The organism is Mucilaginibacter sp., from assembly GCF_039925265.1.
Taxonomy (GTDB): Bacteria; Bacteroidota; Bacteroidia; order Sphingobacteriales; family Sphingobacteriaceae; genus Mucilaginibacter.
This window is the reverse complement of the sequence record NZ_JBDSZG010000046.1, coordinates 80,824-92,783: the sequence shown is the minus strand read 5'-3', so window position 1 is coordinate 92,783 and position 11,960 is coordinate 80,824. Positions and strand designations below refer to the sequence as shown.

Here is an 11,960-nt window from a genome sequence, read left to right as displayed (position 1 = left end):
ATGTTTTTTTCACATTTATTGCCGTTCGGCTTTAGCCAACGGTTAAGTTGAAACCCGAGAATTGGCTTTAGCCGAAAATTGCCAACCCTGAAATTTAAAAGCGATTTCCCGGGTGTTTTCTTCCTTCATTCCTCCTCTAAAACAAAAACCTTATCTTTGCCGCCATGGGCATACCCTTTGAAGATTTTAAATTTAACCGGCAGATATTGAATGCTATCGCCGATGCTGGTTATACTGAAGCTACGCCGATACAGGAAAAGGCTATCCCGCCGATAATGAACGGGCAGGATGTAATGGGCATTGCACAAACAGGTACGGGCAAAACCGCCGCTTACGTGTTGCCGATATTAATGAAGCTGAAATACGCGCAGGGCGATAGTCCGCGCGCGCTCATTGTTTCGCCAACGCGCGAGTTGGCTATGCAAATAGAAGAGAACATCAAAGCCTTCGCGGCAAATACCGATCTGCGGGTTGTGGTGCTTTACGGCGGCCTCGGCCCCAAAACGCAGATAGAGCAGATAAACAAAGGCGTTGATATTATTGTAGCCACACCGGGGCGTTTGCTGGATATTTATTTAGCAGGCCACATTGTTACCAAAACCTTGCAGGTGCTGGTGCTTGATGAAGCCGATAAGATGATGGATATGGGCTTTATGCCGCAGATAAACCGTATTTTAGAGGTAGTACCGGTTAAACGCCAAAACCTGCTGTTCTCGGCAACTATGTCGGAGAAGATCCAGGAGCTGTCGCATAACTTTTTGGAATTTCCTACCGTGATAGAGGTAACCCCGCAGGCAACTACCGCCGAAACGGTTACCCAGCAGTTGTACCACGTTCCTAACAATAAAACCAAGATAAACTTGCTGAAGGTTTTGATGGACAAAGAAGGCGACATTAAAAAACTGATGGTGTTTTGCAAAACCAGGGTGGCAGCAGAGGATGTATATAAATTCCTGCTGCGCAAATACGGTGAAACAGGCGTAAAGGTGCTGCATGCCAACAAAGGGCAAAATACCCGTATCAACTCCATCAATTCGTTTAAAGAAGATAAGGTGAAGATACTGGTAGCTACCGATGTTGCATCGCGCGGTATTGATGTGAGCGATGTAAGCCACGTAATAAACTATGATGTACCCGTGGTGATAGAAGATTATGTACACCGTATTGGCCGTACTGGCAGGGCGTATAACTCGGGCGTAGCCATCACATTTGCGGTTCCTTCTGAGGAGTATTATGTAAATAAGATCCAAAAGCTCATCAGGCAAACCATCCCGGTTTACAATATCCCGGAGGGTGTGTTTATAGAAGAAACCCCGTACGAGGAACGCCAGGAGCAGGCCAAAGAGATAGACCTGCAAAAACGCAAAGAGGACCCCGACTTTAAAGGAGCCTTCCACGAAAAGAAATCATTAGCGCAGATCAAGAAGTTTGAAGCGGCCAAAGCCAAAAAACAACCTAATCACCCAACCAATAAGAAACCCATAAAAAAATATGGAAGCCAAAATAGATCCGGCAAAAAACGCTGATCAACCACGTAAATTCAGGGTAAGCCCGTTAAACTTTGCTACCGCCGGTTTTTTTATACTGGCCGGTTACATATTTATTAACGGTGCTAAAATCACGGGCAGCCCTTATGAGCACTGGAGCGGCACCATCACCTGGATATTTATATTGTTTGGCGTGGTTGTGTCATTGCTGGATATAATTTTCCGTAATTTCTTTGCCGAAACCAAAAAACTATGGATTGTAGAGCTAAGCTTTATAACTTTGGTGGCGATCATATTTTTAATTGTTAAATAGAACTGATGAAGACTGCTGAAATAAAGCTGACTGTACAACTCGACGATAATAACATCCCCGAAAAAATTCTTTGGGAATCAACCGATTCAAAAAATAAAGAGGCTTTGCCTGTGCAGGCGTTCATGCTTTCCTTATGGGATCAGAGCTATCAAAATACATTGAAAATAGACCTTTGGACCAAAGATATGCCGGTTGATGAGATGAAGCGTTTCTTTTACGAAACCCTGCAAACCATGGGCGATACCTTCTTACGCGCAACCGGGGAGAAAAACATTGTAGAAGACCTGCGCGATTACTGCGCCCACTTTGCCGATAAAATGGACATTAAAAAATAATATAATGCGCCTGCCTTCACTCTTATCACTTATTGGTTTTATAATACTTATTGCCGCTACGTATTGCCCCATGCTGAGCGCCTTTGGCCTCGTTACCATGAATGTTTACAAAATGAACCAACCCTTTGGTTTGTTGCTATTGCTGGTAGGTATCATAGGCATACTGTGCACGTTTTTTAACCAAACTAAAGTAACACGGTTTACCGCTTTTATGTCTTTGGCGCTGGTAGCCTTGCTTTTGCTGGCGGCGTTTCTAAAGGTTACAACCACTTTTAGCTTTATCCCCTTCAAGGGTATCAATGCCTTCCTCACCAGTAAGATCAAATTTAAATGGGGGTGGTATGTATTGTTTGTTGGCCCACTGCTGGCAGTATTAGGTGCACTGTTTTCTAAAAAGAAGCTTATTGTACCGGCTAAATCACCTGCCGCTACGGTATAGGTACTCCTAATCTGTTTAAAGTTATTTTCGTTGTATTAAATTTAGTTAACGATTGAATTTTTAAACATATTTGTATCACATATAAACTATATTCTACTAAATGTTAAAGCTTTCCTTTCGCAACCAGGTATTAGCAGGCTTTGCTGTTTCCATTGTATTGGTATTATTCGTCGGCTTACTTTCTTTTAACAGCATCAAGCAGTTGGAGGACGACACCGTATGGGTAGACCATACCCAAAAGGTTATAAAAACCACCAATAGCTTACTGCAAAATTTAGTAGACGGAGAAACCGGTATGCGCGGTTACGGCGCAACAGCCAACAAGGTTTTTTTAGCCCCGTATAACGTTGCAGTACCGCGCATCAACGAGAATTTATCACAGCTTGGCGACTTGATAGCCGACAACCCTGTCCAGGTGAAACGTATCGACTCGCTTAAAGAACTTGTGGCACGCCAAATGGCCGTGTTAAAACTAAACATTGATACCCGCGAAGCCAAAGGGCTTGACTATATGGTTGCCCGCCACATGTTTTTGGCTGGCAAAGGCAATATGGATAGTATCCGCGATCTTAAAAACCGCGTGATAGAAACAGAGAACAGCCTGCTTGCAAAGCGAAAAGCGGCATCTAATGATGCATCGAAAAGGGCCATTATTGTTATCATTATTGGTTCGCTAATATTCCTTGTCATCGTTGTTATCATGTTCTTCTACATCCAGGCAACGTTTGCCAGGCAGAAAAAGATAGAGGAAGAAGTAAAAGTTGCCAATATCCAACTGGAAAAAGTATTGGCCGAAAACGAGGCCAAAAACTGGCTGCTTACCGGTACAGGCACGCTTAATGATAAAATACAGGGGCAGCAAAGCGAAAAAGAGCTTTCAGAAAATATATTAGCCGAAGTAAGTAAATATGCCCACGCCCTCACCGGCACTTTTTACTTGTTTAACGAAGCAGAGGAACGCCTGGACCTGTACGCGTCATACGCTTATAACGACCCTGCATCACTCAAAAAATCTATCCGAATTTCCGAAGGTTGGATAGGCCAGGCCGCCAAGGACGAACGCGCCGCTGTGGTAAAAGGCAAGCTGAATGATAAATTGGAGCTGGGTTCATCTATCGTAAGCGAGGAGATCATAGAAACCTTCATCGTTCCGTTCTTTTTCGACAACAAATTAAAGGGTGTGATGGAGATTGGTTTCCGCGGCGAACTGCGCGAACAGGTGAAAGATTACATTTTGCTTGTTGCAAATGATATTGGCATAGCGGTAAACACCGCCCAGGCGCGTACCATTATGCACGATCTGTTTGAGGAAACTCAACAGCAGGCAGAAGAACTGGAAGCACAGCAGGAAGAAATGCGCGTTACCAACGAAGAGCTGATGAACAAAACAGAAATGTTGCAGGCATCAGAAGAAGAGTTGCGCGTACAGCAGGAAGAACTGCGCACCATTAACGCCGAACTGGAAGAAAAGGCCAGTTTACTGGAAGAGAAGAACCAGGCCATTGAAGAGGCCCGCCAGAGCATTACGCAGAAAGCCGACGAGCTGGAGATTACCGGTAAATATAAATCGGAGTTTTTGGCCAACATGAGCCATGAGCTGCGCACACCGTTAAATAGTATTTTGGTACTGGCGCGCATCCTGAAAGATAACAAGCCGCTAAATCTGTCGGAGGATCAGATAAAGTACGCCAGCGTAATTTTCAACGCCGGTAACGATCTGCTCACGCTGATAAACGATATCCTCGACCTCTCTAAGATAGAATCGGGTAAGCTGGAGATGCAGAACGAGGATATCCGGATCTCCGAAATTCTGGGCGATGTGCAGTCGCTGTTTGCCGAAATGGCAATGAATAAGAACATCACCTTTAAAACACATGCGCTGGATGTTCCCGCAACCTTCTTTACCGATAAGCAAAGGGTGGAGCAGGTTATTAAAAACCTGTTATCGAACGCGTTTAAATTCACACCCGAGGGTGGCTCTATTTCGGTTACGGCAAAACCAGGTGTGTTGGCCAAAACCGTCAGTTTCAGCATAAAAGATTCGGGCATTGGTATCCCTGCCGAAAAACAGAAGATCATATTCGAGGCCTTTCAGCAGGCAGATGGTTCTACCAGCCGCAAATACGGCGGCACGGGGCTTGGCCTATCCATCAGCCGCGAATTGGCAAGCCTGCTTGGCGGGCACATCACCCTTACCAGCGAGCCGGGCGAAGGCAGCGAGTTTACACTTACCCTGCCATTGGAGGCCAAGCGTGTTGAGGGGGAGGCCCTGCCAACTGTTGAAACCTTTAAACCCGCAGCCAGCTTCCTGAATACTATCGCTAAAAAGCCGGAAAGCGGCCGCGAACCAACGGTGGTAATTGTAGAAGACGATAAGAATTTCGCTAATATTTTGCAGGATTACGCCAAAGACCATGGCTACAAAGCTATTATGGTGCACGAAGGCACAGGCGCTTTTGAAATAATAAAAGAAAAGCAGCCGGACGCGGTTATTCTGGATATTATGCTACCCGGTAAAGATGGCTGGCAGATATTGAAGGAACTGAAGAATGACCCGGAAACCCTCGGTATCCCGGTACACCTGATGTCGGCAGGTGAGGCGGCGGCAAACCGTGTGCGTAAAGAAGGGGCTATCAGCTTCCTTAAAAAGCCGGTGGATACCGAAACGCTTGATAAACTGTTTACCGATATTATGGTGAACAGCGGTACCCGCTTTAAGCAGATACTGTTGGTAGAAGACCATAAGGCCCAAAGCCAGGCCCTGAAAGACCTGATGCAAAGCCAGGGCATTACCGTTGACCAGGCCTACGATGGCGAGTCGGCTTTCAGGATGCTGCATGAGAACGAATACCAGTGCGTAATATTGGATCTGAACCTCCCTGATATCTCGGGCCTCGACCTGTTAGATAAGATAAAAGAGGTGGATAAGTTTGCCGCGTTACCGGTGATCATCAATACCGCAATGGAACTCGATAAATCCTCAGTAAACAGGCTGATGCATTATGCAAACGCTATGGTGGTTAAAACCAACAAATCATCAGACAGGCTGATAGATGAGGTGAACCTCTTCCTGAACAAAATAAGCGAATCACCGGGCACGCCGCAGGCATCGACCCCTATATCGCCAAAAAGATCAATAACTGCCAATAAAGACAGCCTTAAGGGTAAAAAGGTTTTGGTGGTAGATGATGATATGCGCAATATTTTCGCCCTGAGCAGCGCGCTGGAAGAGTATGACCTTAATGTTGTGATAGCCAATGACGGCGAAGAGGCGATAGCCAAGCTCGAAGAAATAAGCGATATAGATATTGTACTGATGGATATCATGATGCCTAAAATGGACGGATACGAGGCCACAAGGTATATACGCAAGCAAAACAAATGGGCCAAATTACCTGTTATCGCGTTAACCGCAAAAGCAATGAAAGACGACCGCGAGAAATGCATAGCAGCCGGCGCTAATGATTATATCACCAAACCGGTAGATATGGACAGGCTCATTTCATTGATGCAATTGTGGCTTGATAGCTGACATGAGAGAAATTTTAGGTAAGGATAGCAATTTAACAACACCGCAGTTAACCGAACTGATAGACCTTGTAAAAAAGATCCACGGCTTCGATTTTAGTGATTACACCAAGGCCTCCCTAAAAAGGCGGCTGGCGCGGATCATGATGCTAAAAAAGCTTTCCTTTTACGATCTGAAACATATCCTGGTGAACGACCAGGCCTTTTTTCAGGAATTTCTGGAAGAGATCACGGTTAACGTAACCGAGATGTTTCGCGATCCTTCCTTTTACAAAGCCTTAAATACGCAGGTTATCCCTTACCTTTCTACCTATCAGCATACCAAGGTCTGGTGCGCGGGCTGCTCATCGGGTGAGGAAGCTTATTCGCTGGCTATCCTGTTAAAGGAGGAAGGGTTGGGCAAAAAATCCTTCATCTACGGCACCGATATTAACACCGAAGTATTAAAGGAAGCACGCAAGGGCATCTATAGCTTGCGCAAAATAAAAAGTTACGCAGAAAACTACCTGTTTACCGGCCTGCCCGGCTCCATAACCGATCATTTTACCATTATGTACGATGCGGCTGCTATTCACAGCGAGTTGAAACAAAATACACTTTTCTCCGTACACAACCTTATTTCAGACACAGTATTTAATGAGTTTCAGATGATCAGCTGCCGTAATGTTTTTATATATTTTGAAACAGAGCTGCAGGAGCGCATCCTCGATCTTTTTTACAAAAGTCTCTGTCCATTAGGTTACCTTTGTTTGGGTAACAAAGAGACCATCCGCAGCGATGGTTTTCGCAAAAAGTTTAAGGTGATCAGTCAAAAGGAAAATATATACCAAAAAATTGGCTCTTAATACTCAACTGATCGGGCGGTTTAACAAATCGAAAATGCTGCTTTTGGGCGGCTCGGCGGGTTCGTTTAAATTGTTGTTCAGGCTGGTGAAATTATTACCACACGACTTTAATAAAACAGTTGTTATCATTATTCACCGGAAAAAGAATTTTTTTAGCGAAATTGAGAAACTATTCGCCGAGAACAGCCGTATGTTGCTCAGGGAAATTAGTGACAAAGAACCGATAGAAAGCAACGCTATTTACATAGCGCCGGCAAACTATCATACATTGATGGAGAAAAACGGTTTTTTTAGCCTGGATGTATCAGAAGCGATATGGTATTCAAAGCCATCTATAGATGTAACTTTTGAAAGTGCTGCCGATTCTTTTGGCAAAAGCTGCACAGCTATACTACTTTCGGGAGCTAATCAGGATGGGGCGGAGGGCCTTTTAAAACTGCGCCAAAGCGGCGCGCTAACTATTGCCCAGCACCCCGAAGATGCAGAAATGGCGGAAATGCCAAACGCGGCCATTAGCATTGATGGTGCTGAATACATATTACGGACTACGGAGATATTTGAGCTACTACAGAATGGTACTTAACGCACCTACATATTAAATGACCCCTATTAATATTCTAATCGTTGATGACAGAGAAGAAAATATTGTTGCGCTTGAAGCACTTTTAAAGCGTAATGATATCCGCTTGTTTACTACTACGTCGCCAAACGACGCTTTAAAGATTGCCTGGGAAAATCATATTTCCATAGCACTTGTTGATGTACAAATGCCCGAAATGGACGGCTTTGAACTGGTGGAGATGCTGAAGTCGAACCCACGTACCAGGGACATCATGGTGATATTTGTAACCGCCATATCCAAAGAAAGCAAATACGCTGTTAAAGGTTTTGGTGCCGGCGCCGTAGATTACCTTTACAAACCGCTCGACCCTTACATCACCTCTGCAAAAGTTGATTCGTTTATACAGCTTGCGCGCCAGCAAGACGAGATAAAAGCCAAAAATATAGAATTGGAGGACTACGCCGTTGTAGTGAAAAATAGTGCCGACCTGATATGTTCTGTTTATGCTACCACCCTGCGGATAAAAACCGTTAACCCGGCAGTAGAAAAAATATTGGGTTACCGGCAGTCAGAGGTACTTAATAGCAGCATATTAGATTTGGCCATTGATGCGGATAAAGATGCCTTTAAAAAGAAACTTAGCGAGATAATTAAAGATAACCTGCAATTCTCGGTGTTCGAGTTTCAATTTAATACCTTTGATAAGCGCACTATATGGGTAGATTGCCGCGTATCGTACCGCAACAAGGTTCTTTTTATGAACATAAGCGATTGTACGCCTCAAAAGAGTTATGAGCAACAGCTCATCAAATCTAAAGAAGCTGCCGAGTACGGTAAAAAAGTAAAAGAAATATTTTTGGCCAACATGAGCCACGAGCTGCGCACCCCGGTGAACGGCATTATAGGCCTTAGCAATTTGCTGCGCAAAACGGGCGTAACCACCCAGCAGAGTAACCTGTTGGATATGCTGGAAACATCGTCGCGATCGTTACTGGGCGTTATAAACGATGTGCTGGATATTTCTAAAATAGAGGCAGGTAAGTTTAATATTATTAGGTCGCCGCATAATTTGCGCAATATCATCGAATCGGTGCATGGCTTGCTTAAATTCAGTGCCGACCAGAAAAGCATTGAGTTTGAGCTGGAAATTGATAAGGAGGTGCCCGAGGTTTTGCTGATAGATTCCTTAAGGATCAACCAGATACTGATGAACCTGTTGAGTAATGCCATTAAATTTACAGACAGGGGAACTGTTAAGCTTAAGGTTGCGTTGCTTCAGAAAATCGGCGATAAAGTACAGTTGAAATTTAGCGTAGAGGATAGTGGTATCGGGATCCCTGCCGACCGCCTTTCGAGGATATTTGAATCTTTTGAGCAGGCCGAAGATGATACCGCCAGCAAATATGGTGGTACAGGTTTGGGGCTTACTATTGTTAAAAAGTTGGTTGAGCTAAAAGGCGGAGAACTTACCGTAAGCAGCCGGATAGGGAAGGGCAGCGTGTTTAATTTTACCAACTGGTTTGAGATAGCTAAAATGCCCGAACATAAAGCTGTTAAACCAGCCGAAGCACTCACCTCTTTTGAAGGTTTAAATATTTTGGTGGCCGAGGATAATATGATAAACCAGTTTATGCTGGTAAAGATGTTAAAAGACTGGAAAGTGAATGTAATGGTGGCCGATAATGGTACCAATGCGCTCGAAAAGTTTAAAGCGCATGATTACGACCTGGTTTTAATGGATACCCACATGCCCGGCCTTAACGGCTACGAAACGGCAAGAGCCATCCGGATGGAGTTTACTGAACCTAAACGGAGCGTGCCTATTATATCGTTATCTGCCGCGGCTTATGAGCACGAGCATAAAGAAGCCATAGCTGCCGGTATGAACGATGTTTTACCAAAACCGTTTGAACCGCAAGAACTGCACAGTAAAATTGTAAAACTGTTAGGAGATAAACTTAAAAAAACAGTTTAGTTTGCCCCACGCCCATCACGCGGGCTTCGTGGTCAAGCAGCCATTGTTTGCGCCACAGGCCACCGGCATAGCCGGTTAAGCTGCCATCGCTTCCAATAACGCGGTGGCAGGGCACTACTATCCACAGCATATTTCTACCGTTAGATGCCGCTATGGCACGTATGGCCAATGGGTTTTTCATTTGGTTGGCCAGTTGCAAATAGCTCATGGTGCTGCCATATTTTACGGTGAGCAGGTTCTCCCACACTTCTTTCTGAAAATCGGTACCTATTTGGTTAAGCGGCAGCTCGAATTGTCTCCTGGTCCCATCAAAATATTCATCCAGTTCCTTAATGGCGAGATTGATCACCGGCGAATCTGACGGTGTTTCCGCGCATTCTTCATCGCGGATGCTGATAGAGACAACATGCGTTTCATCTGCCCTGATGCGGACAAAGCCAACCGGCGTTTTATGGAATGCCTCGTACATATGGTTATAAACTTTCTGCTTTAAGCAAAGCTTTGTAGTACACCTTGCCCATGTTTTTGGTGATGAACTTGCGCGGCATAAAACTCATAAATACATTACCCACCCGGTTTAAAAAGCCCGGGATATGCACATGCTTGCGCGAGATGAAGGCATTTAACCCTTCAATAGCTGCCTGATCAACCGGCATCAGCCAGCTTTTAAGGTCGTTAAAGTTTTTGCCTTCGGTCATTTCTGTAGCAATGCCCCCCGGGGCGTACACGGTTAAAGAAAGCGCCGGGTTTTTTATCTCAACAGATAAGGCATTGGCAAAGGCCATAATAAAAGCCTTGGTTGCCGAATACACCGCCTGGTAAGGTACCGGGAAAAAAGCCGCCATGCTGGATACGATCATGACGCCGCCCTCGGTTTTTGCCTTTTCGAAATGGGCCACCAGGCGGCTGGTCATATACACCACGCTGTTCACGTTGGTTTTCATGATGTTCTCGGTTTGTTCCCAGGGCATATCACTGTGGCGGCCAAAGTAGGTTACGCCCGCGTTTAATATAGCGCCATAGAGCGTGCCATCGGCCAAGCTATCATCTATCATCCGCACCACATCCTCATGTACGGACAGGTCGGCTACCATTACTTTTACTTTGATGCCTGCGGATGCCTCCAGTTCGGTTTTAAGCTGATCGAGTTTGTCTTTACGGCGTGCAGCGATGATGAGGTTTGCGCGGTGTTTTGTGGCCAGTTGTTTGGCCATTTCCTGCCCCAAACCAGATGAGGCACCGGTAACCAGGATCCATTTATCCGCTAAGTCTAATTTCTTCATGTTGAAAGGTAAAACTAAGGAAATATTGGGAAAGAACAGATTTTTGCAAAAGGTATGAGTGGAGAATCGCTTTTAAACTTTTGCGTTGATTTTGGCTGAAGCCAGGGATCGGTATACATAATCCGCCCCCTAAAGGGGACGGCAATATTTAGACACAATGCTTTTTCAGGTCCATTGCCGTTCGGCTTTAGCCAACGGATAAGTTAAAACCAACGGAATTGGCTTTAGCCGAAATCGCCAATCTTGAAATTTTAAGAAAGGCGGCTCTGGGAAAATATGACATATAAAGTGTTTCACTTTATATTTTTGTAAGTTCTACTTTATTTAATTGATTAATTATCAGATATTTATATAAATCACCTAAATAGCAGGGGGGGCCAAAGTGTTTCACGAAAAACTGTAAAGTACTGATAATCAAATGCATTTTTAAAATAGGTGTTCCACATTCTAAGTGGAACACTTACAAGTTGCTATATTTGCCCCAATGAGGCTTTTTAACGAGACCTATAACTTATTAAAAAAGGAGATCATCCTGGAATGGCGCTCCAAATACGCCTTTAACGGGGTGTTGCTGTACATCGTTTCTACGGTTTTTATCTGCTATATCTCCTTTAACTTAAATCCCGGTTTTAAAAGCAGCCAGGGGTATCCAATTGTTTGGAATATTTTGTTCTGGATCATTATGCTGTTTGCCTCGGTTAACGCTATCGCCAAAAGTTTTATGCAGGAGAGTAAAAGCCGCTTGCTGTATTATTATACCATAGCGCGCCCGCAGGCCATTATCTTATCTAAAACCATCTACAATGCCATGCTCATGGGCTTGCTGAGTATATTGGCCTTGTTGGTATATATGCTGTTCTTCACCAACACGGTAGGCGACCTGTTTTTCTACTTTATCACGGTGCTGATAGGCAGCATCAGCTTTTCTACGGTGTTCACCATGATATCGGCCATTGCATCCAAAGCGGGTAATAACGGTACGTTAATGGCCATATTAAGCTTCCCGGTAATTATCCCGGTGATATTGCTGCTGATAAAAGTAAGTAAAGCCGCTATGGACGGGATAGACCGCGGGCACAGCTACGGCACCATTGGCGTGCTGGTAGCCATCAATGTTATCGTGATCACCACCTCGTTAATATTGTTCCCGTTTTTGTGGAGGGATTAAGGGAAACCCCCTTGTATCTTTTTAA

11 protein-coding genes are annotated in these 11,960 nt (G+C 44.6%); 9 read left to right on the top strand and 2 right to left on the bottom strand.

The window, feature by feature from the left end:
• Window positions 1-164 precede the first annotated feature (164 nt).
• From ABIX36_RS20765 to ABIX36_RS20730, 8 genes are all read left to right on the top strand, one after another.
• On the top strand, window positions 165-1,526 hold the full coding sequence (locus tag ABIX36_RS20765; protein ID WP_348084089.1) for a DEAD/DEAH box helicase: 1,362 nt from the start codon (window positions 165-167) through the stop codon (window positions 1,524-1,526).
• Window positions 1,492-1,800 (top strand): hypothetical protein, encoded by a 309-nt coding sequence (locus ABIX36_RS20760; protein ID WP_348084088.1) that lies wholly within the window; start codon window positions 1,492-1,494, stop codon window positions 1,798-1,800. The genes ABIX36_RS20765 and ABIX36_RS20760 overlap by 35 nt, the downstream gene beginning before the upstream one ends.
• 5 nt (window positions 1,801-1,805) lie before the next feature.
• Window positions 1,806-2,135 carry a gliding motility protein GldC gene (gene gldC, locus ABIX36_RS20755; protein WP_348084087.1) on the top strand — a complete coding sequence of 110 codons (330 nt, stop codon included), beginning with the start codon at window positions 1,806-1,808 and terminating at the stop codon, window positions 2,133-2,135.
• Window positions 2,136-2,139: 4 nt separating this feature from the next.
• The gene (locus ABIX36_RS20750; protein ID WP_348084086.1) at window positions 2,140-2,574 is read left to right on the top strand and encodes a hypothetical protein; all 435 of its coding nucleotides are present in this window, start codon (window positions 2,140-2,142) and stop codon (window positions 2,572-2,574) included.
• Window positions 2,575-2,674: 100 nt separating this feature from the next.
• On the top strand, window positions 2,675-6,106 hold the full coding sequence (locus ABIX36_RS20745) for a response regulator (RefSeq protein WP_348084085.1): 3,432 nt from the start codon (window positions 2,675-2,677) through the stop codon (window positions 6,104-6,106).
• A gap of 1 nt (window position 6,107) precedes the next feature.
• The gene (locus ABIX36_RS20740) at window positions 6,108-6,947 is read left to right on the top strand and encodes a protein-glutamate O-methyltransferase CheR (protein ID WP_348084084.1); all 840 of its coding nucleotides are present in this window, start codon (window positions 6,108-6,110) and stop codon (window positions 6,945-6,947) included.
• Window positions 6,937-7,530 (top strand): chemotaxis protein CheB, encoded by a 594-nt coding sequence (locus ABIX36_RS20735; protein WP_348084083.1) that lies wholly within the window; start codon window positions 6,937-6,939, stop codon window positions 7,528-7,530. Before ABIX36_RS20740 ends, ABIX36_RS20735 begins: the two co-directional genes overlap by 11 nt.
• Before the next feature lie 16 nt (window positions 7,531-7,546).
• A complete protein-coding gene (locus tag ABIX36_RS20730) occupies window positions 7,547-9,484 on the top strand; it encodes a response regulator (protein ID WP_348084082.1) in 1,938 nt (645 codons plus the stop codon).
• On the opposite strand, the gene ABIX36_RS20725 is transcribed toward ABIX36_RS20730, so the two are convergent.
• A complete protein-coding gene (locus ABIX36_RS20725; protein WP_348084081.1) occupies window positions 9,468-9,953 on the bottom strand; it encodes a methylated-DNA--[protein]-cysteine S-methyltransferase in 486 nt (161 codons plus the stop codon). The genes ABIX36_RS20730 and ABIX36_RS20725 overlap by 17 nt on opposite strands.
• A gap of 4 nt (window positions 9,954-9,957) precedes the next feature.
• Window positions 9,958-10,767 carry an SDR family NAD(P)-dependent oxidoreductase gene (locus tag ABIX36_RS20720; protein ID WP_348084080.1) on the bottom strand — a complete coding sequence of 270 codons (810 nt, stop codon included), beginning with the start codon at window positions 10,765-10,767 and terminating at the stop codon, window positions 9,958-9,960.
• Between the two features lie 484 nt (window positions 10,768-11,251).
• Here ABIX36_RS20720 and ABIX36_RS20715 point away from each other — a divergent pair, with 484 nt between their 5' ends.
• Window positions 11,252-11,935 (top strand): heme exporter protein CcmB, encoded by a 684-nt coding sequence (locus tag ABIX36_RS20715; protein ID WP_348084079.1) that lies wholly within the window; start codon window positions 11,252-11,254, stop codon window positions 11,933-11,935.
• Window positions 11,936-11,960: the final 25 nt, after the last annotated feature.